The organism is Pseudomonas sp. FME51 (assembly GCF_014897305.1).
Genome location: NZ_JABUYN010000008.1, coordinates 22,138 through 48,708, shown reverse-complemented (window position 1 = coordinate 48,708; position 26,571 = coordinate 22,138). Strand labels below are relative to the sequence as shown.

Here is a 26,571-nt window from a genome sequence, read left to right as displayed (position 1 = left end):
CCCACCAGACCTGCCACCATTGATCGTTCCCACGCTCCGCGTGGGAACGCCTGCTCGGACGCCGGAGCGCGCCAAATTATTGCGGCAACAGAGATCCAACCACCCGCTGCGCCGCCAGCTGCGCATTCTCCTGCATGAAACAATGCCCGCCGGGCAACTGCTCGACAGTGACGTGCGCGTTGGTAGCGGACAAGCGCCCAGCCGACTGCTGCACGAAGGGATAGGTCTGATCACCATGAATCAGCCGCACTGGCGTCTGAATCCGGCTCAGCGCCTGCCACAAGCCATGGGGTGCGGACTCGAATACCTCAGCCTCGCGGTTGGGCGCGCACTTCAGTACCACACCCTGCTCCGGTTCGTCACGCAACGCATGTTCGATATGCGCGCGCAAACCCTCCTCTTCCCAGCCTTGGAAAATGCCTCGCCCCTGCAACCTGCCGAAAGCGGTCTGGCGATCCTCCCACTGACTGCGCCGCTTGCGCGTGCCCTCAGCCAGCGGATTACTTACCATCCAGCCCAACCATTGGCGTTTGAGTATCTCCCGTCGCGGGAAGAGCACCGGATCCAGCAACACCGCACGTTGAAATAGCTGAGGATGGGCAGCCAGGATCAGGCTGGTCATCACACCACCAAAACTGTGGCCCAGCGCATAACGCGGTGCCTGACCGAATATCGCCTTGCCAGCGACAAAGGCTTCCACCGCCAGTTCAGCGCTGCGGTTCCAGCCAACGAAGGCACCACCATGATCGCTGTCACCATGGCCTTGCATGTCGCACAACCACAGGTCGAAATGTTCGGCAAGCAGCGTCAGCATCGGCTCGTAGGTACGGCAGCAGAACCCATTGCCATGAATGAAATGCAGTAGCGGCTTACCGCTGGGGGGAGTATGCCAGCCACGCAGAGTGAAGCCGGCGGAACACAGGTGAGACCAAGGCAACAACGTCATCAACACACCACTTTCTCAAACAGGGTGCACCAGTCTATTACGCGGGCGCCCGACTGTCAGGCTCCGCTGCGCTTATTGGGCAACGGACAGATCGAGCGATCTGCCCTGAGCGCCACTCAGCGCAGGATATAGTCCACGCTGGTGACCACGCGTACCTTCTTGATTTCCGGCGTATAGGGATCCACATCTTCAATCGAGAAGTAACCCTGGGAAGCCCGACGGATACTCCCGACCTCCGCGCCGGCATCGCGGGCAAACTGGTCCGCTGCCGCCCTCGCCTCCTGAGTAGCCTGCGCGATCATTTCCGGCTTGATCGAATTGAGCTCGGTGAAAATGAACTGCGGCTGATGTTCGTAGCTCTGGGTCAGCGCAACCCCGGATTTGACCAGCTCACCAACGCTCTGCATGCCGCTTTTGACCTGTTCGATGTTTCCGGTACGCACCAGCACAGTCACCTCGGCACGATAGCGCTGCGGCGGCATGTTCGAGCCATACAGGTTGGCGTGCTGATCGGTAATCTTCGGCATGGCGAGCTGCAGTTCACCTTCAGCAAACCCCTTGAGCAACAAGAAGGAGCGAATCAGATTCTGCTGGGTTTCGATATCACTCTGCAGCGCATCCAGGCCATCGCCCAATACCGTGAAGTTGATCGGCCACAGCGCCAGGTCCGCTTCCACCGTGCGCTCAGCCAGACCCTTGACGCTGACCACCCGATCGGCATCGCGAAACTGCAGCAGGCCAGTCTTGATACTCACCGCCATGAAGGCCAGCGCCAACGCCAATAATGCCGCCGCCACTACTGCAAAGAATGAAATACGTGAACTGTCAGACATCGACCTGCTCCTGTTTATGAGTATCAATTGTTCTGCTTATACCCGCCCCGGTCGCAAGCCACAAGCGGCAAACTGCCCATCACTCATCCTTGCGCAGATCATCCGGTATCGGCGGCTCGGGCATCGGCTCGGGCCGCTTGCCCTTACCTTCCTGGAACTGGCGTACCTGGTAGACATAGGCCAGTACCTGCGCTACCGCCAGGTACAGGCCGGCGGGAATCGGCTGATCCAGCTCGGTACTGTAGTACACCGCTCGCGCCAACGGCGGGGACTCCAGAACGATTACATCGTGCTCGCTCGCCACTTCGCGAATCTTCTGTGCCAGAAAATCCGCGCCCTTGGCCAGCACCACAGGTGCGCCAGATTGCACCGGATCGTATTTCAGCGCCACCGCATAGTGCGTCGGGTTGGTAATCACCACATCGGCCTTGGGCACTTCGCCCATCATCCGTCGCTCGGCCATTTCCCGCTGCAGTTGCCGCACCCGCGACTTGACCTCGGGTTTGCCTTCGGAATCCTTGTACTCGTCACGCACCTCCTGCTTGGTCATGCGCGTCTTCTGCTTGTTGTCCCATATCTGAAATGGGACATCCACCGCAGCAATCAGGATCAATGAGCAGGCCAGCAGCAATAGCGAGGTGCCCAGCACCCAGCCGCTGTGGAAAATCGCTCCGGGCAGGGATTCATTGCTCAGCGCCAGCAGGTCGTCGGTGCGCATATAGAGCACCAGCAATGCCATGGCGAGCACGACGAAGAACTTGCCCAGCGCCTTGAGCAGCTCAACCAACGCCTTGATCGAGAACATGCGCTTGATACCTGCCAGCGGATTGAGTCGCTCCCCTTTGGGTGCCAGCAGCTTGGCACTGAACAACCAGCCGCCGAGCATCACCGGACCGACCAGCGCAGCGATCAGGAGCATCAGAAACAGTGGACCCAGGACGCTAAAACCCTGACGGATGGAAACCAGTAAATGCAGTCCCATGGTATCGGTGCTGAACAGCACCTCACGCTCCAGCGAGAAGTTGTAGACCATCAGATCCATCAACTTGCGAGCCATTTCCGGGCCGAGCAGCAACAGCCCCAGCGCGGCGACCATCACCACCGCCAGGGTGTTCAGTTCCTTGGAACGCGCCACCTGCCCTTTCTCGCGGGACTCCTTCTGGCGTTTCGCCGTGGGGTCTTCTGTGCGTTCCTGACCGCTATCTTCGGCCATCAGCGCGCTCCGACCATTTCACGCAGCCAGATCAGCGTTTCAGAAGCAAACAGGTGATACTGCTCCGCCGCGGCGCCGAGCAATACCCAGAGGATGAACAAACCAAAAACCAGGGTCAGCGGAAAGCCGATGGAGAAGATGTTCAGCTGCGGCGCGGCGCGCATCATCACCCCGAAGGACAAGTTGACGATCAACAGTGCGGTAATGGCGGGCAGACCGATCAGCAGTGCCGCCGCCATCACCCAGGAAAACCGCAGCACCAGCGTCTGGAAGTGCGCGGCCTGCAGCGTCTCGCCAATGGGCAAGGTGGTGAAGCTCTCGACCAGCACCTCGATGACCACCAGATGCCCATTCATCGCCAGAAACAGCAGCGTGATCAACATGGTGAACACCTGCGCCACCACCGCCACGGAAATACCCATGGCCGGATCGTTCATCGAGGCGAAACCCAGCCCCATCTGCATGGCGATGATCTGTCCGGCCACCACATGGATCTGGAACAGCAACTGCAGCAGAAACCCCATTGCCGCACCAATCAGGATCTGCTCGCCGATCACCACCCAGGTGCTCAGCGCCAGCGCATCCAGCTGGGGTACATTGGCAATCTGCGGCGCCACCAGGGCGGTCAGCGCCACCGCGAAATACAGGCGGATGCGCATCGGGATCAAGGCTGTGCCTATCACCGGCATGGTCATGAACAGCGCGCCGATACGAAACAGCACCCACAGGTAGCCAGCCACCCAGCGGCCGATATCGCTGCCGGCCAACTCGATCATCAGCCAATCAATCCGGGGATATTGTGGTACAGCTGCTCGGTGAACTCGATCAGCTGGCGAACCAGCCAGGGACCTAAAGCAATCAAGGTCATGAAAGTGAACAGCAGGCGGGGGAGGAAGCTCAGAGTCTGTTCGTTGATCTGAGTAGCGGCCTGAAATACCGCCACGATCAGACCTACCGCCAGGCTCGGCAGGACAATGACCGCCACCATCACGGTGGTCAGCCAGATCGCCTGACGGAACAGATCAACAGCGATTTCAGGCGTCATTCGCGTTGCTCCTATGTGACCGCGAAACTGGCGGCCAGGGTACCTATGATCAACGCCCAGCCATCCACCAGCACAAACAGCATGATCTTGAATGGCAACGAGATGATCAAGGGCGACAGCATCATCATACCCATGGCCATCAAGACACTGGCGACCACCAGATCAATCACCAGAAACGGAATGAAGATCATGAAGCCGATCTGGAAAGCCGTTTTCAGCTCGGAGGTAACGAAGGCCGGCACCAGAATGTGGAACGGCACGTCTTCCGGACCGGCCAGATCGGTGCGCTTGGCCAGGCGAACAAAGAGTTCCAGATCCGTTTCACGGGTCTGCGCCAGCATGAACTCGCGCAGCGGTTCACTCGCCTGCTCCAGTGCCTGTGGCGGCGTCAGCTGCTCGTTCAGATACGGCTGCAGTGCACTTTCATTGATTCGTTCGAATACCGGCGCCATGATGAACAGCGTCAGAAACAGCGCCAACCCCACCAGGATCTGACTCGACGGCGTGGACTGCAGCCCCAGCGCCTGACGCAAAATGGCGAATACGATGATGATCCGGGTAAAGCTGGTCATCATCATGACAAATGCCGGGATGAACGTCAGCGCGCTCATCAGCAGCAGAATCTGCAGACTGACCGAATAGGTCTGCTCGCCCTCGGCGTCGGTGGTCAGGGTAATGGCCGGCAAACTCAGCGGATCACCCGCCGATTGCGCGAATACCGAGGGTGCCAACAACATCAGCAACACCAGACTCCAGCGGATCATGGCTTACGCTCCCGCTTGAGTATCGCCTGCAGCTTACGTGCAAAATCGCCACCCACTGCACCGCCTTCGGCATCGGCCACGGGTTCATCGAATACATGCAGGGTGTTGATGCGCCCCGGTGAGATACCCAGTAGCATCTGTTGCCCGCCAACGTCGACCAGCACCAGACGATCACGCGGCCCCAGCGGGTAGCTGCTGATCACCTGAATATGCTGCCCGCCCTGTGGGGCCATCGGACCGACACGGCGCATCAGATAGCCAAGCAGAAAAATCAGCCCGACCACGATGATCAGGCCCATACCCAACTGGGCCAGCTGCCCGGTCAGCGTTGTACCGGATTCGCCTTGCGCCGCCGGCGCAGCGAATAACGGCAAGGGTACAGATACCGTCAGCGCGGCAGTCAGCGCACGCAGCAGACGCATATCAGCTCAACTTCTTGATACGTTCGGACTGGCTGATCACATCAGTCAGGCGGATGCCGAACTTCTCGTTGACCACCACCACTTCGCCATGGGCGATCAGGGTGCCATTGACCTTCACGTCCAGCGGTTCACCCGCCAGTCGGTCCAGCTCCACCACCGAGCCCTGATTGAGCTGCAGCAGATTGCGGATGGTGATGTTGGTGTCACCCACTTCCATCGAGATAGTCACCGGAATATCCAGAATCACATCCAGATTCGGGCCATCAGCACCACCAAACAGCTCACCCGATGGACGACGCTCGGAAGCACTGAACTCCTCCATGGGCAGCGGCTTGGAGCCGCCGTTGTCGGCCAGCATTGCGTCGATGTCGTCCTGACTTGCATTCCCAGCCTCATCGAGTGCGGCAGCCCATTCATCAGCCAGTGCCTGCTCTTCCGGACTGATGTCGTCCTGTTTGTCCTCAGCCATCTTGCCTGATCCTCATTTATCTCTGTCAAAAGTGCTGCTGTTACGAATCGATCAGCGCGGACGCGTGATCGGCCCGAGAATCTGCAGTGCCAGATTGCCCTTCACCGAACCCAACCGGGCCTTGAAGGTAGGCACACCGTTGGCGCACATCACCATGTGCTCGGGCATTTCCACGGGTATAACATCACCCGCCTGCATGCTCAGCAGGTCACGTAATTTGAGTTCGCGGCGCACCACAGAGGCACTGAGCGGCACCTTGGCTGCAGTGATTTCCTCGCGCAATGCCCGCACCCAGCGCTCGTCATGTTCATCCACATCCGACTGCACGCCCGAATCCAACACCTCGCGCAGCGGCTCGATCATCGAATAGGGCATAGTCACATGCATCTCGCCGCCGCCCCCATCGAGCTCGATATGGAAAGTAGAAACCACCACCACTTCGCTGGGGCTGACGATATTGGCCAGCGCCGGGTTGACCTCCGAGTTGACGTACTCGAACTGCACGTCCTTGACCGCCTGCCAAGCCTCACGCAGGTCGGCGAAGGACTGCTCCAGCACCATGCGTACCACGCGCAGCTCGGTGGGAGTGAATTCGCGCCCCTCGATCTTGGCATGCCGACCATCGCCACCGAAGAAGTTGTCGACCAGCTTGAATACCAATCGGGCATCCAGAATGAACAGCGCTGTGCCACGCAGCGGCTTCATCTTCACCAGGTTGAGGCTGGTCGGCACATACAGGGTATGCACGTATTCACCGAACTTCATCACCTGTACTCCACCTACCGACACATCGGCAGAGCGGCGCAACAGGTTGAACATGCTGATGCGGGTGTAACGGGCAAAGCGCTCGTTGATCATTTCCAGCGTGGGCATGCGACCACGTACGATGCGATCCTGGCTGGTCAGATCATAACTTTTGACCGCGCCCGGCTCACCGTTCTGCTCGTCGTCGATGACGCCTTCATCAACGCCGTGCAGCAGCGCATCGATTTCATCTTGGGAAAGTAGATCCTGAACCGCCATATTCTTATTCCTATTGCAGAACCAGATTGGTGAACAGTACCGATTCGATAGCCGGCTTGCCGAGTTCCTGTTCCATCAGTTCCTGCACTGCGAGGGTTGCCTGTGCGCGCAACGCCTCCTTGCCTTCAGCCGTCATCAGGGTTTCAAATTCCGCGCTGCTGAACAGCATGACCAGTTGGTTGCGGATCAATGGCAGATGCTCGGCCGCGGCGGCCATCGCTTCCGGATCACGCCCCATCAGCACTACGTTGGCCTGCATGTAACGCTGCCGACCGCCATGAGCATAGTTCACAGTAAAAGCGGGCTCCAACGGCTGATACAACGCCGGCAGTTTGACAGCTTCCTGACTGACGGCGGCGGTGCTGTCGCCCTTGTTCGCCAGCAACGCATAAGCCACTCCGCCGGCAGAAAGCAGCAATGCTGCCAGACCGATGCAGATCAGTATCAGCTGTTTGCGCTTGTTGGATGGCGCCGTTTCCACAGCCCCTGCCTGATTCTTTGCCATGACAAAATTCCGTCGCCAAATGCGGGCCAAGCCCGTTTATATGAATATCTGCATTGATCATGCCAGAAATGCCGCACTCGCAGCCGCTGGCTGCAGATGCCCGGCTAGGATAAAGCCATGGGTGGGAAATGTCTTATATTCCGAGCACTTCAGAGAGGAAATAAGCGCCGGCAGAGAAGAGCTCCATCTCGACAAAGATTATCTGAGACAACTCTGGCCGGGGTAATGCCCGGCCAGACTCATCTCGGCCTGGCGTCAGGCGTAATAATCCACCAGCCGCTGAGCCGGCGACCATTGTGCTGCGGACCTTGGTTGCTCATCGATATCGCCATTGCTGCCGGCATTGAGAGCGCTGCTGCCCTGCGTCTGAGCGATGCTTCGTTCAGACGGCCGACCATCCCCTTGGCGCGACTGCTCGCCTGCAGAACGATCAGCCACGGTAACATCCGCCTGTTCCATTCCCTGCTGCCCGAACATGTCACGCAGCCGATGCATCTGGGCTTCCAGGGCCTCACGTACGGATGGATTCTGACTGACAAACTGAACCTGCAATTCCTGACCACGTTGCTGGATGTGAATTTCCAGCGGACCCAGCTCGGCGGGGTCCAGTTGAATTTCAACGCTGCGCAGGTTCTGGCTGGACATCCACATGACCTTCTCAACCATCGCCTCGCCCCAGCTCGGCTGACCGAAGGGTACACCCATGGCTTGCGTCGGCGCAGCTACCGGGCGCGCGGTCAATGCCGCGGCGGCGGCACTATAGGAGCCCGGTCGCGCCAGACCATCGAGCGTATCGATTTCACCGCTGCTACGACTGCTGGTCCGCTCCAGCTGCTCTGCGAGTTTTCCGAGCATGGCTGACGACAGCAGCTGGTTTTCAGCGGTGCTGCCAGCGGCGCGCTGCAGCGCGGCGGAAAAATCCTGCTGGGCATTCTGTTGAGCGTTGACAGCCTGGCGTGACGGCCGATTCAGATCATTGGTGAGCGGCTGCTCTCTGCTCAGCTGCCGGTCCAGCTGCTCCCTGGCTGACTGTTCACGACCGCGCTGCCCGCTTTCCATGTCTGGATCCGCCGCGTCGCCATCGACAGCCAATTGCATACCGCTGGCTGCCTCGCGACCACCCAATGTATACGTTGTTGTTCCAGCTGCTGCGGATGTCTGCGCCTGCCCCGCGTTCGGGCTGGCTGGCTCCTGCGACCATTGCATCCATTGCCCGATGACACCGAGCGCACCCTCGCCAGTCTGCTCAGCCACCTCACCTTCCAGCGGCAAATGCTCCAGCCAATCCTGCAGCTGTGGCGGCAAGGTCTTGCCGTCTGCGGCAAGCGTGGCCTGCTCCAGAGCAGCCAGCTGTTCAGCGCTCAACTGATTCAATGCCGACTTCAGCTCCGCCGGCAGCTGCTCGGCCAACAAGCCGGCAAAATCAGCGTGACTGTCTGCAGGCAACGCGGCGCGGGCATTATCGACCCGAGCGGTCGGCCGCACATCGGTACTCATCAGAGCCATCAAGGGGTGGCTGGCGGACATCGGACATTCTCCATGAAGGCGCAAAAATCACGTGCGATACATGGATATAGCAAGGTCCGGGCCACAAACTCAGGGAGCGGTCAGTGGTGGCAGGTGAGCTGGGGTCTGATGCGCAGGCAGAGGCGGTCAATCAGGTCGCAGACATTGGCTGCGGTGATAGAGTCGGCATTCGCCGCCGCCTCCTCGGCTTGCTGACAGGCCTGAAGCAGAGCCAGCGCGCCCATATTGCCGCAACTACCCTTGAAGCTGTGGGCAGCCTGGCGAAAGCCTTCCCAGTTATTGCGGTCGAGGTTCTCATGCAATTGGCATAAGCGCCGGTCAGTGTCCTGCAGAAAGGTCTGCAGCAACATACCGTACTCATCCTGCATCAGGTCACGGAGCATGGTCTGCACATCCGGATCGAGATCGGAAAGTCGTTCAGGCATGGGGGGCATCCGGTAAAGAAATCAACGGGGGTCAAACATACAACGCTGGTCACGAAGCGCGACAGGAGTATGCCCAAGCAACCCGGTAAAGGCTACGCTCGACAGGTTACCCTTTTATGTAAATGCCAACTGGCTCACATACTGAACACATACTTCAATCGGGTTGTCGGCGATGGGCGAAGGCCCGTTGAGTCAGCTCATCCAGCAGCTTTTGTTCCTGTTTATCGGCTCGAGCCCGGGCTTCTTCTCGATAGCCGGCAATCAACTTGCGCAGGGCTTCGACCCGTTGATAGCGTTGGCGCCATGTGTCCCGCGCGCGCTCCAGACTCTGTTGATGCCAGCCCAAGGTCTGCTTCTGCTGTTCGATAGCCGCCTGCATCTGCGCCATGAAAGCCTGATAGTTGATCAGCCAATCGCGCCCGACCCCTTCCCCGCCGCGCTGGCTCCAACCCTTGGCGTATTCGCCGCTGTAATGTTCCAGATCACGCAACCGGAGGGACGCATCATCAAGCTGCTTCTGACATTCACCGAGCATACCAGCGGCCTTCTTCTCTTCTTCCAGCGCCAGATCCAGCACGGGCGCCATGCGTCGCACACGGCTGTCACTCATTGATCAGTTGCTCCATGGCAGCGCGACTATCGGTGAGATTGAAGCTCTCACGCAGACCCTGGCGCAGAAAGCCCTGAATGCCGGGAATCTTGGCAATGGCCTTGTCAGTCATCGGGTCCGAGCCGGCGACATAGGCACCCACGCTGATCAGGTCACGATTCTGCTGGTAACGGGCATATAACTGTTTGAGCAACTGGGCCTGCTGCAGATGCTCAGGTGGCACTATCTGCGGCATGGCGCGGCTGATCGAGGCTTCGATATCAATTGCCGGATAATGCCCCTCCTCGGCGAGTCGCCGTGACAGCACCACGTGGCCATCGAGGATTGCCCGCGAGGCGTCGGCAATCGGATCCTGCTGGTCGTCACCTTCGGACAGCACGGTGTAGAACGCAGTAATCGAACCACCGCCCTCCTCCGCATTACCGGCACGTTCGACCAGTGCCGGTAATTTGGCGAATACCGATGGCGGATAACCTTTGGTCGCCGGCGGCTCGCCGATGGCCAGGGCAATCTCGCGCTGGGCCTGCGCAAAGCGGGTCAGCGAATCCATCAACAGCAAGACGTTCTTGCCTCTGTCACGGAAATACTCGGCCACCCGAGTGCAATACATGGCTGCACGCAGGCGCATCAAGGGCGCATCATCGGCTGGCGAGGCGACCACCACCGAGCGGGCCATACCTTCTTCGCCAAGAATCTGTTCGATGAACTCCTTGACTTCACGGCCCCGCTCACCGATCAGGCCGACGATGGTGATATCCGCCTCGGTAAAACGCGTCATCATGCCCAGCAACACACTCTTGCCTACGCCACTGCCGGCAAACAGGCCGAGACGCTGGCCGCGCCCCACGGTAAGTATGCTGTTGATCGAGCGAATACCCACATCCAGTGGCTCTTCGATGGGATGACGTTTGAGCGGGTTGATCACCGGGCCGCTGAGGTCGACCCAGTCTTCGCATTTGAAGGCGCCCTTGCCATCCAGCGGACGACCAATACCGTCGAGCACCCGGCCCAGCATGTCGCTACCCATCGGCAACTTGCCGCCACCGGCAGAAGGCACCACCCGCGCGCCGGGCTGCAGACCTTGCATGCGATCCACCGGCATCAGGTAGATTTTACTGCCGGAAAAGCCCATGACTTCAGCTTCGACGCGGGTTTCGCCCTGCGGGGTTTCATTGATCACCACGCAGCGGCTGCCAACCGCTGCCTGCAGTCCTTCGGCTTCCAGGGTCAGGCCGACCATGCGGATCAGACGACCTTCGACTACAGGCGCTGCAGGCAACTCGGTAGCGACGGTGTAACGCGAGAGGCGTCGGGCAAAGCTGATGCGCTCAGGCCTGCCCACTGTCAGCCTCCGTTGGAACGGCATCAATGATCAGATCGGGTTCGGGGGGATGCGCACGCTGTTCGCGCTGTTGTTCGTAAAGCTGTTCGATGATCTGCTGCAGACGTGTCTCGCGGGTGGCATCCACCTGGCTGTGCTCGGTCTCGACGCGACAGCCGCCGGGCAGCAACTGATCATCCTCAAGCAGGCGCCAGTTTTCTTCATGGCGCTCACGGATCTGCTTCACCGTCTCGAAGTCGGCGGGATTGAGGTAGATGCGAATGTTGTCAGCCCCCATCGGCAGCGCCTTGAGCGCCCCGCGCAACACCTGTGCAATCTGACTGGAGTCGCTGTGCAGTTCGCGCTGTATGACCTGGCGAACCATGCTTTCCAGCAGCTGCAGCAGCATATCTTCGATCTGCTCATCCTGCTGGTTCATCGGCTCCAGCAGTTGAGCCATAATCCCCTCCAGCTCGGCCAGCCGGGCGTCCACGCGAGTCTTGGCTTCCTGTTGAGCCTTCAGCTGACCAGAATGGAAGCCGTCACGCTCACCAGTGGCAAAACCTTCGTTATAGGCTTCGGCGCGAATCTGCTCGAGCTCTTCGACGGTGAAAGGTTTCACCTCCGGCTCGTCAAATGGCTCGTCCGCAGCCGGGGCCTCTAATTCCGGCTCCAGCACCTCCTCCGGCTCCTTGTCATCAAGCGGCACATGGTGCGGTGCTTCATCAAAACTGGGCATATCCCAGAGGTTGAAAACCTGCAACTGGTCCGCGCGAATCAGCTCGCTGTCCTTTTTCTCGGTCATTTTCTGTCACCTCTGCATCCGCGCAGTGCAGGACTTCGTCAGATCATTTCCTCGGAGCCCTTGCCACCGAGCACGATTTCTCCGGCGTCGGCCATACGGCGGGCGATGGCGAGCACTTCCTTCTGCGCCGCTTCCACTTCGCTGATACGCACCGGGCCCTTGGCCTCGAGATCGTCCTGCAACAGTTCCGAGGCACGTTTGGACATGTTACGGAAGATCTTGTCCTTGATCATTTCGTCGGCGCCCTTGAGCGCAATGACCAGTACATCGGTCGATACCTCGCGCAGCAGCGTCTGAATTCCGCGATCATCCACATCGGCCAGGTTGTCGAACACGAACATCAGATCCTCGATCTTGTTCGACAGATCCTCATCCATATCCCGGATGGATTCTATCAGCTGCGCTTCGGCGCCGCTCTCCAGATAATTCATGATGTCAGCAGTGCGCTTGATCCCGCCCATGTTGGCGCGGGTGGTATTGGAGTTGCCGGCGAACTGTTTTTCGAGGATCTCGTTGAGTTCCTTGAGCGCCGAGGGCTGTACTGTATTCAGCGCAGCGACACGCAACAGCACGTCCAACCGCACCTTGTGATCGAAATAGCTTATGACTTCGGCAGCCATGTCCGGATCCAGATAGGCCACCACGATGGCCTGAATCTGCGGATGTTCATAACGGATGACATCGGCCACCGCACGCGGCTCCATCCATTTAAGGCTGTCCAGTCCCGAGGTGCTGCCACCCATCAGAATGCGGTCGACCAGACTGTTGGCCTTGTCCTCTCCGAGGGCCTGGGTGAGCATGGTGCGGATGTAACCGTCGGCACCAACACCGAGGCCGGTCTGATCGCCAGCCACTTCAATGAAGTCCGTCATTACCTGCTGCACATGATCACGTTGTACTGTACGCAACCCGGCCATGGCACTGCCGACCCGCTGTACTTCCTTCGGGCCCATGTGGCGCAATACGGCAGCAGCATCAGACTCACCCAGGCTCAGCAGGAAGATCGCCGCCTTGTCGAGTTTGCTGAGTTTCTGTGTACGCTTGGCTTCTTCACTCATCTGCATTGATCCATTCTTTGACTACCTGCGCTACCCGACCCGGATCTTCCGCCAGCAGGCCCTTGATTGCATTGAGCTGCTGCTCGTATCCGGCCCCCGGTGGCGGCAGCAATGCCGGCCCGCTGGTCGGTCCGGACAGGCTGACGGTATCGTCACGCAAATCATCCGCCAATAATCCGGCATCACTCAAGGCCGGGTAGTCAGCACCCTCGGCAGTCGCATTGCGATTACCGCCACTGAGGCTTTTCAGTACCGGCCGCAGCACGCCGAATACCAGCACCAGCACGAACAGAATACCCAACGCCTGCTTGGCGATATCCCAGAACCAGGGCTGGGTCCAGAACGGTATCTCCGGCAGTTCAGCGGCCTCGCCAGCAGGCATGAAGGCGCTGTTGACCACGCTGACGCTGTCGCCGCGCGCCGCGTCGTAGCCCACAGCGTTACGCACAAGCTGAGTCAGACTGGTCAACTCGGCTTCGCTCAGTGGCACACTGGTCGTCTCGCCGGTTTCAGCGTTGACCTGCTGGTGATTGTCCACTACCACCGCCACGGACAGACGATTCAAGCGGCCCTGCTGCTGCCGGGTATAGCTGATCTGCCGGTCCAGCTCATAGTTGCGTGTTGCCTGCTCTCGCGAATCACGCGGCGGTGCGACAACGACCGGCTCGCCGGTTTCGGGGTCGATTACCTGCTCAGGCACCTGCGTAGCACCCGGCGGCTGGTTGCTCAAGGCGCCCGGAATACCCTGTGGCGACTGACCGCTGGCGCGCTGCTCGGAGACCACCTGCTCGCTGCGCAGCGACGACTCGGGGTTGAAGTTTTCGGATGTGGATTCCATGGTACTGAAATCCACATCAGCGGAGACTTCCGCCTTGTAATTGCCGGTGCCCAGCACCGGCTGCAGGATATTGTGCACCCGGCGGGTATAGGTATCCTCGAGGCGTCGGGTATGGTCGAACTGGCGACCGGCAATGGTCAGCTCGTTCAATTCGTTCTGATCAGACAGCAAGTTGCCGTGCTGATCGACCACGGTGACCTGATCCTTGCTCAGCTCGGGCACACTGGTCGCCACCAGATTGACGATGGCCATGACCTGCGCCGGCTCCAATTTGCGGCCAGCATACATCTCCAGCAGCACCGAGGCGCTGGGCTTGCGATCATCGCGCACGAATACCGTGGAGCGCGGCATGGCAATATGCACCCGCGCCGCCTTGACGTTGTACAAACTGGAAATGGTCCGCGCCATCTCACCTTCCAGACCACGGCGGTATTGGGTAGCCTCCATGAACTGGCTGGTGCCCAAGCCCTTTTCACGGTCGAGAATCTCGAACCCCAAATTGCCGTCACCCTGAATGACGCCGGCACTGGCCAGGCGCAGGCGTGCGTCAGCCAGATCGTCCGCCTGTACCAACAGCGCGCCACTGCTGGGCTCGACCTTGTAACGAATACGGCTCTGCTGCAGCACCTCGATTACCTGGGTGGCATCGAGGTTATCCATACTCCCGTACAGCGGCCGGTATTCCGGCTGCTGCGACCATAGCACCACCGCAAAACCAATCGCCACGCTGGCGGCCAGACCAACCAGCAAGGCAAACTGACGCAGCATCGGCAGCTGCGCCAGGTTATCCAGAAAACCCAGCCCCATGAAAGGCTTGCGCACAGTATCGGCAGCCGGGTCAGGTCGAGTAGCGGGGGTATTCGGGGTGCTCGCAGCATCCATCAATCAAATCCTCGATCAAACAAAAACAACAGGCTGAGTCAGATAGGCATCTTCATGATGTCTTCGTATGCGGTGATCAGCTTGTTGCGCACCTGAGTCATGGCCTGGAAGGCAACGCTGGACTTCTGCGAGGCGACCATCACCTCGGCCAGATCGATACCGGGCACGCCTTTTTCATAGCCGGTCTGCAATTCGCTGGTAGTCTGCTGCAGTTCATTGACGCGATTGACGGCCTGCTGCAACAGGTCATCGAATGCCGGGGCCTTGACATCCTGCGGCGCAGTCGGCGCCACAGGCTGTGGTCGGCTCATCGCCTCCACCTGCATGGAACGCATCTGCAACATCAGACGATTGAACTCAACACCCTGCGTCATCACTCATTCTCCAGGCCGTAAATATTTTGACGGCAAGATCAGCTTTGCAGATTTAATAGCAATATTGATGCCAGATTGGATTTTCAGCAGGAGAAATTGATACTCGCCACGACCGGGCTCCCTCTTCTGAAAAGAGGGAGCCCGGTCGTGGCGGGGTGCGGGTTACTGCGTGGTGCCGGAGCCTGCGCCGGTAGCTGGGTCGGTTACTTCACCGCTATCGGTGCCGTATTCGGTGCCCAGGCCGGTGCCGCTGTCAGCTGGTGGTTCATCGGTGGTGTTGTTGGGGTCCATCGGGTCATTGGTCGGGTCGGTTGGGGTACCGTATTCCTCGGTCTGCGGTGCGGTGTTGGTTTCCGGGAAAGTGGGTTCTTCATCATCACCACAACCGGCCAGCAGCAGGGTGAACAGGGGTACGCAAAGATAAGTCAGTCGCATGGCAATTCTCCAAAACAGGGGCCGTCTCTGTTTACGACCGGATTACCGGCCCCAGGTGCCATCTTTCAATAACGCGATCTGTTATGACGCCGGCGGCGCAGCAGCCAGATCACCAGCAAGATCACCACGACCACGCCCACCAGCATGCCGATCCGCGCCAGCAGCAACAGATCGGGCTGCCCGTCAGCCGTAGCCGTACCCTCACGCAACGCAGCCACCTGATCGGCGGTCACTTCGGCCTCGGGATTGCCATACATATCGGTAAGATAGTTGCTGAGGGTTGCTATCTGTTGGTCCGACAGTTCATGGGCGAAGCCGGGCATATGGATCTCATGCCCTTCGGCTACCCAATGAATACCACCGAGGATCACCAACGCCAGATTGTTGGTCTGGGTGCGGCCGGTGGCGGTGTTGTTGAACAGCGCAGGCATGACACCGTCTGGAGTGCCCTGCGCTGAGGCCTGGTGGCAGGCTGCGCAGTAGGCATCGAACAGTTGCGGACCATTCAATTGATCCGGGTCGTCCGGCCAGTCGACACCGCGCACCTCGGCCAGCTGATCTCCCGCCTCGCCCCAGGTGTGGACGACCTGCGCCACCTCATCCGTTTCCGCTGCCGGCACGCTTTTCAGATACACGGCCATGGCTTGCAGGTCCTGGTCAGTGACGTAACGCAAGCTGTGGTCGACCGCTTCGGCCATCGGCCCGGAGGCCTGGCTTTTGGCGATGCTGCCGGTCTTCATATATTGGACGATCTCCTCGGTGCTCCAATCGCCGATGCCAGTCTCCACGTTGGGCGTGATATCCGGCGCAGCCCAGACGCCGACCGCGCCGCCAGCCAGCGCACGGTCATAATCCTCGGCCATCAGCAAATTGCGCGGTGTGTGGCAGGTGCCACAGTGGGTGAGCCCTTCGACCAGATAGGCGCCTCGGTTCCATTCCTCACTCTGGGACGGGTCTGGCGTGAAAGGCTCATCATCGAGAAACAGCAGATTCCAGGCCGCCATGGACAGTCGGATATTGAAGGGAAAAGGCAGTTCGGTGGCGGGTGGCCGTTGCTCGACCGGCTCAACTTCATTCATGAACCATTCATACACAGCCGCTATGTCTTCATCCGACACCTTGGCGTAGGCGGTATAGGGCATGGCCGGGTAGAGACGCTTGCCATCGGCGCGGATGCCTTTGCGGACGGCGGCATCGAACTGTTCGAGACTGTAGTTGCCGATGCCAGCACTGGTCGACGGCGTGATGTTGGTGGCAATGATGTCGCCGATCGGTGTCGGCAATTTGACCCCACCGGCGAATGGCTCACCGCCGGGCACCGTATGACAGGCAACGCAATCGCCGAGGATGCTTACATATTCTCCATGGCTCAGCGGCTCATTGTCCACGGGGGCCGCTGTCAGCGCTTGGCTGGCGGCTATCAGCAGGCCGCTGAGCAACTGGCAGATGCGCTGTTTCGGCAGTATCTTGATCGTCATGAACCTGTCCTCAGATGCTCAGGCATCGGCAGCCGCCGCGGGTTCTCGCGCGATGGCCGGATCGGGCAACATCGCATCGACTGAGCGCAACGCCACCGCCACCGCCGTCAAGGTGGAGTTACAGGTACCGGCGGTCGGCAGCACGCCAGTGCCGACCAGAAACAGATTCTCGTGGTCATGGGTCCGCCCCCAGCCGTCGCAGACCGACACAGCCGGATCATCGCCCATGCTCACGGTGCCGCAGATATGCTGGTTGTTGGCGAAATAGTCATCCGCGGTGAAACGCAGGTTACTGCCGCCCATCAGCTCAGCTATCCGGGTGAAGTGCTGTTTCGCGTCTCGGGCGCCGCCGCGGACATAGGCATCGATATCGTAATGCGCCTGCGGCCGCGGCAGACCAAGGGCGTCCTTGCGCTCGCTCAGGGCGATGCGATTGTCCGGTACGGGCAGCACTTCGAGTACGGTTTTCACACTCATTTCATGGGCCGCGCTGTAGCGCAGCCGCCGCTCGAATTCGGGACCGTAGACACCTTCTTTCAATAGCCGCTGGGTGGTGCTGTCCACCCGCGAGATATTGGTAAAGTCCAGCCGGTAGGCGGAATATTCCGAGCGAAAGGCGCCGTCGCGCAAGGCGCTGATGGAGCTCGGGCTCTGCGGTCCCCGGCCGAGCCAGATCTCCTCATCGGCGTCGAAGGTCAGCGACGTGCTGGGGTGATCCATCAGGTGACGACCAACCATATCGGTGCTGTTGGCGATGCCGTTGGGGAAGCGGTCGCTGGTGGACATGAGCAGCAGCCGCGGCGTTTCAATGCCGTTAGCGGCGACGATGAAGGTCTTGCCGGTAACGCGATAGCTGTTCTTGTCCGGATCGTAATAATGGGCGGCGACGATCCGGTCCTGCTCGTCGTGCTCCAGATTGTAGACCACCGCGCTGCTGATCAGCCTTACCCCGGCGGCTTCCGCTGCCGCCACGGAGATACCCCCGTGATACTGCGCGTCGACCGGGCAGATGGGCTGACAGTTGTTACTGCCACAGCAGGCGGGCCGGCCGTCGAAGGTGCGGCTGTTGCGCGCTACGGGGTTGTTGGCCACCGCATAGGTGCCGGTCAGACGCTCGCGAATGCGACGCATGGCCCAGGGTTCGGCCACCGGTTCCAGCGGATAAGGTTTGCTGCGCGGCGATTCGGGATGCTCCTCCCCTGCCGCCGCCACGCCCATCAACTCCTCGGCCCATTGATAGTAGGGGTCGATCTCGTCATAACCGAAGGGCCAGTCGACGCCCACCCCATACAGGCTGGCCATGCGCAGGTCATTGGGGACGTAGCGCCAGGCCAGCGCTGCCCAATGCCAGGTGGTGCCGCCGACCATGCGAATGTATTCCGCCGGATAGGGATAAGGCCCGGCCTGCACCAGATGCTCGTTGTCCTCCGGACGGTAGACCGGATGTGGCGCCCAGGGCGAAAAGGGATAGGGTGACATCCAGTCACCGCGCCGGGGAGAGTTGCGAAAGTTGGCCAGCAACTCGGCTCGACCGACCCGCGGCCCGGCTTCCAGCATGATCACCGAGGCGCCCCGCTGCGCCAGCACCAAGGCAGTCAGTGCGCCGCAGATACCGGAGCCGACGATCACAAAATCAGCAGATAACTGTTCGGACACGGGGCGCTCCTCAGCTTGGTTTATTGGCCCAACTGCCGTAGCCGCCAAAGCAGTAGCTTGGCGGCTTAAGCACATCACTGACGGCGTCGGCATTGAGCGCATGCTCATAGGCCAAGACCTTCACCCGGTCACCGGCATCGACTATACCCAGGAACCAGGCAGTGGCGATCTTGCGCGGCACGCCCGCCAGTTCGGGATGGTTTTCGTCCAGGATCGCTTGCAATTGCAACGGATCGATCTGCTGCTGGTTGATCAGCGTCAGCAGTGCGGTCACGGCGGAGGGGAAATCGGGATCGGCTGCCACCAGGGCATCGTAGTAACGCATCGCCAGGTCATTATCCAGCGACTGGCGGCCGGCAATCAGCGCTGACAGAGCAAGGAAATTACCACGATCAGCATCCGGCGCCGATTGCGCCACCGCCCAGGGAATCAGCGAAGCAGTGTAAGCGGTCAACAGGCCGCCGAGGATTACCCGCCTTGAGACCAGAGGCGCCTCGACAGAAGTCCGTGCGGCTCGCCCCTCCCTATCCTGCGAAACTGAAGTCATGATGTGGACTCGCGTTGGGATTACATCCTCAGCGTAGTCAATAAGCTTCAGTTCGCCAGTGTCGAAAAAACTGATGCCACTCCTGCAGGTAGCGGCGACCTCAGGGATTCATCGAATCAAACACACCCTCTTCCCGGTCTGCCGCCTCGGCACGCAGCTTGACCAGCTGCTTGATCTTGCGGTGCGGGAAGACGTAGAACTGATCCTTCTCCACGGCCTTGAGGGTCATTTCGGCGATATCGGCAGCCGGGATGCGGCCATGCTCGACGGCGTATTTCAGCGCGGCGGCGCGCTTGAGCGAGACCTCGCTCTTCTCGACAGTGTCGGCCTTGTCCGCCGGGCGGTTGCGCTCGGACTGGTGGATGCCGGTGGGGAAGAAAGCCGGGCACAGCACGGTCACCCCGACATTGGCCTGGGCGTCGCGCAGGTCCAGCGCCAGGGTTTCGGAGATGGCCACCACCGAGGTCTTGCTGGCGTTGTAGATGCCGCTGCTCGGACCATTCAGCCAGCCGGCGGCAGAAGCGGTATTGATGATGTGACCTTCATTCTGCTCAATGAGCATCGGGGTGAATGCCTTGATACCCCAGACCACGCCGTACAGGTTCACGCCGAGCACCCAGTCCCAGTCATGCTCCGTGCTCTGCCAGATCGGTCCGTTGACGCTGACACCAGCGTTGTTGAAGATCAGGTGTGCGCCACCAAAGCGGCTCTTGCTCAGCGCCGCCAACTCCTGAACCTGCTCCAGCCTGGATACGTCCAGACGCATGGTGACCGCCTCGGTGCCCGGGTGCGCCTCTGCAACCAGACGCAAGGTCTCCTGCATCCCGGCTTCGTCCACATCGCCCAATACCAGCCTCATGCCACGACCAGCGCAACACAACGCGAGCTCTCGGCCCAGACCGCTGCCGCCACCAGTGATCACTGCTACCCTGTTGTTAAAGTCCTGCATGCCTGAGTTCCCCTGTTGGTGCGCTGACTGAAAGTACGCAGCGCGATTAACCCGATGCGCGGAGCATGCCGCGCACAGGGCGCTGCCGCCAGCGCTATGCGCCCGGTTGATCGGAGGACAGTAATCCGGTTTATAAAGAGCATTGGAGCACCTGCATGTCCTTGAAAGCCCTGTCGCTTCTGGCGCTGTTACTTACCGCTTGCGCCCACCCCCCGCTACAGCCGCTGGCTGCCGACCTTGCACGGGTAATGCTGGACAGCGGCTCACGGGCTGATATGCGCGCCTATCGGCTGGATGGTGATCTGGTACGCCAGTTACGTTTTCCAGATATTCCTCCGGGACTCCATGAACTGCAGGTGCGCTACCAATTCGAGGTACCGGGCGGAACGGGAGGTTCAGACCGGTTATCCGAGCCTCGACGCCGCACCTGTATTCTCGGACTGCAGTGGGAGTTTGTCGCTGGGAAACACTACCGGGTGACGGCCTACCGTCTGGGTTGGAATCCGCTGGGCTGGCTGGAAAATGAGACTGGCGAGCGACTGGTGCGCGCCCGCGTCATACGCTGCGGCCTTGGAGTCTGAAGGTACCGGCGGCGGTCCACTGCACCAACCATTGCAGGGACTGCTCTGCAGGCAACGTCGGCCGGTACTCCGCTGCCAGCCACCCCCGGTACCCGTGTTGAGACAGAGCGCCGAAAGCTTCATGAAAATCCAGATTCCCGGTGCCCGGCTCGCCGCGCCCCGGCGCATCGGCAAACTGCACGTGGCCGATCCGCCCTTCCAGCAGCGCAATCGACTCGGGCAGCGATTCGCCCATCCGCATCAGGTGATACAGATCCAACTGAGCCGACAGATTGAGGTGGCCCACCCGGTCCAGCATTTCCAGCAACTCGGCGGAACTGCCCAGCAGAAAGCCGGGCATATCATGGCGGTTCACGGCCTCACAGACCAGGCACACGCCAATGTCCGCAAAGGCTGCGGCGGCTTTTCCCAGATTACTGGCCAGAGTATCCAGCGCCGCCTCTCGGCTGACACCCTCGGCAAATCGCCCCGGCAGAACATTGACCTTTTCCGGTCGCAACACCAGCGCATATTCCAATGCCAGTTCCACGGCCTCATCAAACTGCGCTTGCCGCGCCGGCACACCGGCCAGGCCGGGGCCGCCGGTCATCAGATCGCCAGCGGGCACATTGATCAGCACCAGTGGCATGCCAGAAGCGGCAAGGTGGTTCTGTACCGTGGCGGCGGGCAAGTCATAGGGAAACTGGATCTCGACCCCATCGAACCCCGCGTCGGCGGCGGCATGAAACCGCTCCTCCATGGGCAGATCGGCGAACAGCATGGATAAATTGGCAGCCAGCGGCCAGGACATGGATGAACCCTCCGAAACATCGTCTGATTACTGTATAGCAGTTTGCCCGCCCGCTCGGTTCCAGTAAACTTGCGCCACGCCTCGCCCAGCCTCGACCACTGGGCGGGAGTCTTCCGCTATTGAACCGGAGCATAACATGTCGACTTTTCGCCGCCCGCTGGCCATCCTGGCCGGTGCTTGCCTGACCCTTGCCGCCAGTTTTTTGCCCGCCCACGCCGAAACCAAAGTACTGCGCGTATCCGCCATTCCTGATGAAGCACCTACCGAACTGCTGCGCAAGTTCGAACCGCTGGGCGCCTATCTGCAGCAGGAACTGGGCATGGAAGTGAAGTTCCAGCCGGTATCCGACTACGCCGGCGTGGTTGAAGCACTGGGCGCTGGCCGGCTGGATATGGCCTGGCTGGGCGGCTTCACCTTCGTCCAGGCGCGGCTGCGCACCGGCGATGCCATCCCCTTGGTGCAGCGCGAGCAGGATGAAGTTTTCACCAGCACCTTCATCACCGCCGATCCCGAGATCAATGACCATAAGGACCTGCAAGGCAAGAGCTTCGCTTTCGGTTCAGTATCCTCGACCTCCGGTCACCTGATGCCGCGCTACTTCCTGATGCAGGACGGTATCAGCCCGGATGACGACTTCAGCCGTGTCGGCTTTTCCGGTGCGCATGACGCCACCGTCGCCTGGGTTGAAGCCGGCCGCGTGGATGCCGGCGTACTGAACACCTCGGTGTGGGACAAACTGGTCGAGGAAAACAAGGTCAATACCGACAAGGTGCGCGTCTACAGCACCACGCCGACCTACTTCGACTACAACTGGACCGTACGCGGTGACCTGGATGCCCAGCTGGTACAGGACATCAAGGCTGCCTTCCTCAAGCTGGACCCGGAAAACCCCGAGCACAAGGCGATCCTGGACCTGCAACGAGCTTCGCGCTTCGTTGAAACCAGTGCCGACAACTACAAGGGCATCGAAGAGGCAGCCCGCTCCGCCGGCCTGCTGCAGTGAGCCTACGGCTTGAAGGCGTGGGACTGACCCACGCCAATAGTTTTCAAGCCCTGCACGACATCGACCTGAGCATTGCCCAAGGCGAACGGGTTGCCATCATCGGCCCCTCCGGTGCAGGCAAGACCAGCTTGTTGCGGCTGCTGGGTACGAGTCTTGAGCCGAGCGCCGGACGGCTGCAACTGCTGAACAGCAACCCCGCTGCACTCCAGGGTCGCGCCCTGCGCCAGCTGCGTAGTCGCATCGGCCTGATTCACCAGAGCCCACCCTTGCCGCCGCGTCAGCGGGTAGTCACTGCGGTGTTGGCCGGCCGGCTGGGCCAATGGTCGCTGCTGCGCTCGCTGATCTCCCTGTTCTATCCACTGGATGCCGCCGGCGCCCGCGCCGCGCTGGAGCCGCTGGATCTGCAGGACAAGCTGTTCACCCGCTGCGATCAACTGTCCGGCGGCCAGCTGCAGCGCGTCGGTATCGCCCGGGTGCTGTACCAGCGCGCCGATCTGCTACTGGCGGACGAACCGGTGTCAGCCATGGACCCGGTCTTGGCCGACCATACCCTCAGCCTGCTCGGCAAGGTCGCGGCCGAGCGCGGGATCAGCCTGGTTGCCAGCCTGCATGCAGTGGACCTGGCACTGCGACATTTTCCCCGGATCATTGGCCTGCGCGCAGGCCAGGTGCTGTTCGATCTACCGGCCGAACGGGTCACTCAGGCTGAACTGGATCAGCTGTACAGCAATGACAGCTTCAACGAGTCTGTCATGGACGCAGATCCAGACTCGGTACTGCCAGCAGTTTCGGCAAAAGCACCACGCCGATGCACCTGAGCGGCACCCCTCCCGGCGTTACGGCCAGCTCACGCGATCCGGCGGCCCTGCCCCGGTTACTGCTGACCGCCCTGGCATTGCTGTTGCTCTGGCCCGGTCTGGTATTGACCGAGTTCAACCCGGCGACGCTGGTTGATCCGCGCAACATCGATATCTTTTCCCGTTTTCTGGCCGGCTTCTGGCCACCGGACTTGTCATCGGGCTTTCTCGCCCTGCTTGGCAAAGCGACCCTGGAAACCCTGGCCATGGCCACCGCCGGACTGGCCTTGGCACTGCTGCTGGCGGTACCGCTGAGCCTCACTTCCACTCAGGCATTGTCGGTGTCGGCGTTGTCGCGGGGGCAACCAAGCCGCCTCGGGCATCTATTGCGCTATCCGGCACGACTGTTGTTGATCGTCCTGCGCAGCATCCCGGAAATCGTCTGGGCCTTGCTGTTTGTCCGCGCGGTGGGGCTGGGACCGACCGCCGGTGTACTGGCCATCGCTATTACCTACAGCGGCATGCTCGGCAAGGTCTATGCAGAAATATACGAGTCGGTGGATCGCAGGCCAGCCCAGGCACTGTTGCAGGCCGGCAGCTCACGGCTGGCGGCGTTTTTCTACGGCATTTTGCCTGCTGCTGCGCAGGAGCTGACCTCCTACACGCTGTACCGTTGGGAGTGCGCCATCCGCGCCTCGGTGATCATGGGCTTTGTCGGGGCCGGCGGGCTCGGCCAGATGATCGACCTGTCGATCCGCATGTTTGCCGGCGGCGAGGTGGTGACCATTTTGCTGACCTTCCTGGTGCTGGTACTCGCCGCCGATCAGCTCAGCAACCTGCTGCGACGGCGGCTGGCATGAAGCGCCATCTGGAAGTCCTGCTGTGGGTCGGTCTGCTGCTGGCGGCGCTGGTAGCGTCATTCAGCTGGTTGAAGCTGGATCTGACCGCGCTGTTTCGGGGCGACAGCCTGGAGCAGATGAACAGCTATGCGCGCTCGTTCTTCCCGCCGGACACCTCCCCCAGTTGGCTGCGACAGATTTTTCACGGCGCACTGGAAACCCTGGCCATCTCCGCTATCGGCACGTTGCTGGCGGCACTGGCCGGCGCCGCACTGAGCCTGTTGGCGGCCGGGCGGCTCGGCGCCGTGGCCAAGATGCTGGCCCGACTGCTGCTCAATGCCCTGCGCTCAGTACCGGAACTGGTCTGGGCCGCACTCATGGTGCTGGCAGCCGGCCTCGGCCCCTTCGCCGGTACTCTGGCGCTGGCACTGCATACCGCCGGAGTGTTGGGCCGACTGTTTGCCGAAGCGCTGGAAAACACCCCACCCGGCCCGACCCGCGCCCTGCGCGACGCTGGCGCCGGCCCGGTCGCAGCATTCTGCTACGGCACACTGCCGGGAGTATTGGCGCAGTGGTTGAGTTACACCCTGTACCGCTGGGAAAACAATATCCGCATGGCCGCGGTGCTGGGCTTTGTCGGCGCCGGCGGACTGGGACAGATGCTCTACGTCACCCTCAGTCTGTTCCAGCAATCAAGAGCGTCCAGCGTGATCCTGGCGATGCTGGTGATGGTGCTGCTGGTCGATGCGCTGAGCGCCTGGCTGCGGCGGCGCTGGGGGTAATACTCTGCCCGACCGTTCAGTCTCGCTCCTGCATCAATACCCAGGGCCGGATCACCACCGCCCACAGGGTATCTGGATTACGCTCCAACCAATCCGCCGCCTGCTCGTCGGTCGCCACTGCCAACTGCTTCTTCGCCATCCAGCTCTGTACTTTCTCGCTATCATCGTCGATGAATGCCTGGGCGACGACCACCAGATCCAGTACCCGATCAACCACCAATAGCTCCCCTCGGGCAAAATGCCGTTCCAGAGCATTCCATTCGATCTGAGCGGTGGCGCCGAGAATGGCGGCGTAGGTTTCGCTTGGCGCGGACATGATTTTCTACCTCACTGAAAATGGATGCTGCGCATGGTAACCATCACAGCGTCATATGCAATATCCAGTTGGGGATATGCACGGCGGTATGGCCAGACGGCATCGCCTCCGCTACAGTTCAGCTACAACTCCAATAAAACAGTGAGCAACTGGCATGAAAAAGACCCATCGCAAAGTCCTTTCTCAGTTCATGGCAATCACCGCCCTGGCAGGCGTCAGCAGTCTGACCCTGGCGGCTGAGACCATCAGGATAGCCCTTGCCGGCCCGGTCACCGGCGCGGTCGCCCAGTATGGTGATATGCAGTTCACCGGTGCCAACATGGCTATCGACATGATCAACAAGGCTGGCGGTGTCAATGGCAGCCAGCTGGAAGGTGTGATCTTCGATGATGCCTGCGACCCGAAGCAGGCGGTCGCGGTGGCCAACCGCATCGTCAACGACGGTATCAGCTTTGTGGTCGGTCATCTCTGCTCCAGCTCTACCCAGCCCGCCACCGACATCTACGAAGATGAAGGCATTCTGATGGTCACGCCTGCGGCGACCAGCCCGGATATCACCAACCGTGGCTATGAACTGATCTTCCGCACCATTGGCCTGGACAGCCTGCAGGGCCCGACCGCCGGCAAGTTCATCGTCGAGAACATCAAGCCCGAAAAAGTGGCGGTCATTCATGACAAGCAGCAGTACGGCGAAGGTATCGCCACCGCCGTGCGCGACGTGCTGACCGAAGCCGGCATTGATGTGCCGATCTTTGATGGCATTACCGCCGGCGACAAGAACTTTTCCGCACTGATTGCACGTCTGCGCCAGGCGCAGGTGGACTTTGTCTATTTCGGCGGTTACCACCCCGAGCTGGGCCTGATCCTGCGCCAGGCTCGTGAGCAAGGCCTGGATGTCACTTTCATGGGACCTGAAGGCGTCGGCAACAGCGATATCAGCGCGATCGCGGGCGCGGCCGCCGAGGGCATGCTGGTGACCCTGCCCAAGGCCTTCGATGAGGACCCGGCCAACGCACCACTGGTGGAAGCCTTCAAGGAGCGCAAACAGGACCCACGCGGTCCCTTCGTCTTCCCGTCCTACGCAGCAGTACAGGTGATTGCCGATGGCATACGCCTGGCTGAAAGCACCGACCCCACGGATGTCGCCGAGGCGCTGCGCAACAATACCTTTGACACTCCCACCGGCACGCTGGCTTTTGATGAAAAGGGTGACCTGAAGGACTTCAACTTCGTTGTTTATGAGTGGCACGAAGACGGTACCAAGACCGCACTGAGCAAGTAACGCAGTTCGGAGTCGGCGGCAACCGCCGACTCCGAGTTCAAGGACGTACCGGAAGG

At 60.5% G+C, this 26,571-nt stretch carries 31 protein-coding genes; 6 read left to right on the top strand and 25 right to left on the bottom strand.

Features of this window, described 5'->3' with window-relative positions:
• Nucleotides 1-76: 76 nt before the first annotated feature.
• The 23 genes from INT39_RS14605 to INT39_RS14495 all read right to left on the bottom strand — a co-directional run bounded on the left by INT39_RS14605 (nucleotide 77) and on the right by INT39_RS14495 (nucleotide 20,125).
• Nucleotides 77-946 (bottom strand): alpha/beta fold hydrolase, encoded by an 870-nt coding sequence (locus INT39_RS14605; protein WP_193074730.1) that lies wholly within the window; start codon nucleotides 944-946, stop codon nucleotides 77-79.
• A gap of 116 nt (nucleotides 947-1,062) precedes the next feature.
• Nucleotides 1,063-1,779 carry an SIMPL domain-containing protein gene (locus INT39_RS14600; protein WP_193074729.1) on the bottom strand — a complete coding sequence of 239 codons (717 nt, stop codon included), beginning with the start codon at nucleotides 1,777-1,779 and terminating at the stop codon, nucleotides 1,063-1,065.
• Nucleotides 1,780-1,858: 79 nt separating this feature from the next.
• Nucleotides 1,859-2,992 (bottom strand): flagellar biosynthesis protein FlhB, encoded by a 1,134-nt coding sequence (gene flhB, locus INT39_RS14595; RefSeq protein WP_193074728.1) that lies wholly within the window; start codon nucleotides 2,990-2,992, stop codon nucleotides 1,859-1,861.
• Nucleotides 2,992-3,768, bottom strand: a complete 777-nt coding sequence (gene fliR / locus INT39_RS14590; protein WP_193074727.1) for a flagellar biosynthetic protein FliR — start codon at nucleotides 3,766-3,768, stop codon at nucleotides 2,992-2,994. The genes flhB and fliR overlap by 1 nt, the downstream gene beginning before the upstream one ends.
• On the bottom strand, nucleotides 3,768-4,037 hold the full coding sequence (gene fliQ, locus INT39_RS14585) for a flagellar biosynthesis protein FliQ (RefSeq protein WP_193074726.1): 270 nt from the start codon (nucleotides 4,035-4,037) through the stop codon (nucleotides 3,768-3,770). The genes fliR and fliQ overlap by 1 nt, the downstream gene beginning before the upstream one ends.
• Before the next feature lie 11 nt (nucleotides 4,038-4,048).
• A complete protein-coding gene (gene fliP, locus INT39_RS14580) occupies nucleotides 4,049-4,801 on the bottom strand; it encodes a flagellar type III secretion system pore protein FliP (protein ID WP_193074725.1) in 753 nt (250 codons plus the stop codon).
• On the bottom strand, nucleotides 4,798-5,223 hold the full coding sequence (gene fliO, locus INT39_RS14575; RefSeq protein ID WP_193074724.1) for a flagellar biosynthetic protein FliO: 426 nt from the start codon (nucleotides 5,221-5,223) through the stop codon (nucleotides 4,798-4,800). Before fliO ends, fliP begins: the two co-directional genes overlap by 4 nt.
• 1 nt (nucleotide 5,224) lies before the next feature.
• Nucleotides 5,225-5,692: a flagellar motor switch protein FliN gene (gene fliN, locus INT39_RS14570; RefSeq protein WP_193074723.1), complete on the bottom strand. Its 468-nt coding sequence runs from the start codon at nucleotides 5,690-5,692 to the stop codon at nucleotides 5,225-5,227.
• A gap of 51 nt (nucleotides 5,693-5,743) precedes the next feature.
• A complete protein-coding gene (gene fliM, locus INT39_RS14565) occupies nucleotides 5,744-6,715 on the bottom strand; it encodes a flagellar motor switch protein FliM (RefSeq protein WP_193074722.1) in 972 nt (323 codons plus the stop codon).
• Nucleotides 6,716-6,725: 10 nt separating this feature from the next.
• Entirely contained in the window at nucleotides 6,726-7,220 is a 495-nt protein-coding gene (locus tag INT39_RS14560; RefSeq protein WP_193074721.1) for a flagellar basal body-associated FliL family protein, read from the bottom strand.
• 255 nt (nucleotides 7,221-7,475) lie between these two features.
• A complete protein-coding gene (locus tag INT39_RS14555; protein ID WP_193074720.1) occupies nucleotides 7,476-8,747 on the bottom strand; it encodes a flagellar hook-length control protein FliK in 1,272 nt (423 codons plus the stop codon).
• Between the two features lie 80 nt (nucleotides 8,748-8,827).
• Nucleotides 8,828-9,172 carry an Hpt domain-containing protein gene (locus INT39_RS14550; RefSeq protein ID WP_193074719.1) on the bottom strand — a complete coding sequence of 115 codons (345 nt, stop codon included), beginning with the start codon at nucleotides 9,170-9,172 and terminating at the stop codon, nucleotides 8,828-8,830.
• Between the two features lie 154 nt (nucleotides 9,173-9,326).
• The gene (fliJ, locus tag INT39_RS14545) at nucleotides 9,327-9,782 is read right to left on the bottom strand and encodes a flagellar export protein FliJ (RefSeq protein ID WP_193074718.1); all 456 of its coding nucleotides are present in this window, start codon (nucleotides 9,780-9,782) and stop codon (nucleotides 9,327-9,329) included.
• Nucleotides 9,775-11,124 carry a flagellar protein export ATPase FliI gene (gene fliI, locus INT39_RS14540; RefSeq protein WP_319021367.1) on the bottom strand — a complete coding sequence of 450 codons (1,350 nt, stop codon included), beginning with the start codon at nucleotides 11,122-11,124 and terminating at the stop codon, nucleotides 9,775-9,777. The genes fliJ and fliI overlap by 8 nt, the downstream gene beginning before the upstream one ends.
• Nucleotides 11,111-11,908 (bottom strand): flagellar assembly protein FliH, encoded by a 798-nt coding sequence (fliH, locus tag INT39_RS14535; RefSeq protein WP_193074716.1) that lies wholly within the window; start codon nucleotides 11,906-11,908, stop codon nucleotides 11,111-11,113. Before fliH ends, fliI begins: the two co-directional genes overlap by 14 nt.
• A gap of 38 nt (nucleotides 11,909-11,946) precedes the next feature.
• Complete coding sequence (gene fliG, locus INT39_RS14530; protein WP_193074896.1) at nucleotides 11,947-12,966, bottom strand: flagellar motor switch protein FliG; 1,020 nt, start codon at nucleotides 12,964-12,966, stop codon at nucleotides 11,947-11,949.
• The gene (gene fliF / locus INT39_RS14525; protein WP_193074715.1) at nucleotides 12,959-14,686 is read right to left on the bottom strand and encodes a flagellar basal-body MS-ring/collar protein FliF; all 1,728 of its coding nucleotides are present in this window, start codon (nucleotides 14,684-14,686) and stop codon (nucleotides 12,959-12,961) included. The genes fliG and fliF overlap by 8 nt, the downstream gene beginning before the upstream one ends.
• A gap of 38 nt (nucleotides 14,687-14,724) precedes the next feature.
• On the bottom strand, nucleotides 14,725-15,060 hold the full coding sequence (gene fliE / locus INT39_RS14520) for a flagellar hook-basal body complex protein FliE (RefSeq protein ID WP_090272121.1): 336 nt from the start codon (nucleotides 15,058-15,060) through the stop codon (nucleotides 14,725-14,727).
• 162 nt (nucleotides 15,061-15,222) lie between these two features.
• On the bottom strand, nucleotides 15,223-15,495 hold the full coding sequence (locus INT39_RS14515) for a hypothetical protein (protein WP_193074714.1): 273 nt from the start codon (nucleotides 15,493-15,495) through the stop codon (nucleotides 15,223-15,225).
• Nucleotides 15,496-15,560: 65 nt separating this feature from the next.
• On the bottom strand, nucleotides 15,561-16,973 hold the full coding sequence (locus tag INT39_RS14510; protein WP_193074713.1) for a c-type cytochrome: 1,413 nt from the start codon (nucleotides 16,971-16,973) through the stop codon (nucleotides 15,561-15,563).
• 18 nt (nucleotides 16,974-16,991) lie between these two features.
• Nucleotides 16,992-18,629, bottom strand: coding sequence for a GMC family oxidoreductase (locus INT39_RS14505; protein WP_193074712.1), 1,638 nt, complete (start codon nucleotides 18,627-18,629; stop codon nucleotides 16,992-16,994).
• Between the two features lie 10 nt (nucleotides 18,630-18,639).
• On the bottom strand, nucleotides 18,640-19,176 hold the full coding sequence (locus INT39_RS14500; protein ID WP_193074711.1) for a sugar dehydrogenase complex small subunit: 537 nt from the start codon (nucleotides 19,174-19,176) through the stop codon (nucleotides 18,640-18,642).
• Nucleotides 19,177-19,276: 100 nt separating this feature from the next.
• Entirely contained in the window at nucleotides 19,277-20,125 is an 849-nt protein-coding gene (locus tag INT39_RS14495) for an SDR family NAD(P)-dependent oxidoreductase (protein WP_193074710.1), read from the bottom strand.
• Between the two features lie 155 nt (nucleotides 20,126-20,280).
• Here INT39_RS14495 and INT39_RS14490 point away from each other — a divergent pair, with 155 nt between their 5' ends.
• Entirely contained in the window at nucleotides 20,281-20,706 is a 426-nt protein-coding gene (locus INT39_RS14490; protein WP_193074709.1) for a hypothetical protein, read from the top strand.
• On the opposite strand, the gene INT39_RS14485 is transcribed toward INT39_RS14490, so the two are convergent.
• A complete protein-coding gene (locus INT39_RS14485; RefSeq protein ID WP_193074708.1) occupies nucleotides 20,681-21,496 on the bottom strand; it encodes a hydroxypyruvate isomerase family protein in 816 nt (271 codons plus the stop codon). The genes INT39_RS14490 and INT39_RS14485 overlap by 26 nt on opposite strands.
• Before the next feature lie 136 nt (nucleotides 21,497-21,632).
• On the opposite strand from INT39_RS14485, the gene INT39_RS14480 reads away from it, so the two are divergent.
• From INT39_RS14480 to phnE, 4 genes are read left to right on the top strand one after another with little or no spacing between them, the layout of a single operon-like run.
• Complete coding sequence (locus tag INT39_RS14480) at nucleotides 21,633-22,499, top strand: putative selenate ABC transporter substrate-binding protein (RefSeq protein WP_193074707.1); 867 nt, start codon at nucleotides 21,633-21,635, stop codon at nucleotides 22,497-22,499.
• Complete coding sequence (locus tag INT39_RS14475; RefSeq protein WP_193074706.1) at nucleotides 22,496-23,317, top strand: phosphonate ABC transporter ATP-binding protein; 822 nt, start codon at nucleotides 22,496-22,498, stop codon at nucleotides 23,315-23,317. Before INT39_RS14480 ends, INT39_RS14475 begins: the two co-directional genes overlap by 4 nt.
• The gene (locus INT39_RS14470) at nucleotides 23,308-24,156 is read left to right on the top strand and encodes a PhnE/PtxC family ABC transporter permease (RefSeq protein WP_193074705.1); all 849 of its coding nucleotides are present in this window, start codon (nucleotides 23,308-23,310) and stop codon (nucleotides 24,154-24,156) included. The genes INT39_RS14475 and INT39_RS14470 overlap by 10 nt, the downstream gene beginning before the upstream one ends.
• Nucleotides 24,153-24,917, top strand: coding sequence for a phosphonate ABC transporter, permease protein PhnE (phnE, locus tag INT39_RS14465; protein ID WP_193074704.1), 765 nt, complete (start codon nucleotides 24,153-24,155; stop codon nucleotides 24,915-24,917). Before INT39_RS14470 ends, phnE begins: the two co-directional genes overlap by 4 nt.
• Before the next feature lie 16 nt (nucleotides 24,918-24,933).
• Here the strand turns inward: phnE and INT39_RS14460 are convergent, their stop codons facing one another.
• The gene (locus INT39_RS14460; protein WP_226944810.1) at nucleotides 24,934-25,233 is read right to left on the bottom strand and encodes a DUF2288 family protein; all 300 of its coding nucleotides are present in this window, start codon (nucleotides 25,231-25,233) and stop codon (nucleotides 24,934-24,936) included.
• Between the two features lie 154 nt (nucleotides 25,234-25,387).
• Here INT39_RS14460 and INT39_RS14455 point away from each other — a divergent pair, with 154 nt between their 5' ends.
• Nucleotides 25,388-26,515: a branched-chain amino acid ABC transporter substrate-binding protein gene (locus tag INT39_RS14455; RefSeq protein ID WP_193074703.1), complete on the top strand. Its 1,128-nt coding sequence runs from the start codon at nucleotides 25,388-25,390 to the stop codon at nucleotides 26,513-26,515.
• Nucleotides 26,516-26,571: the final 56 nt, after the last annotated feature.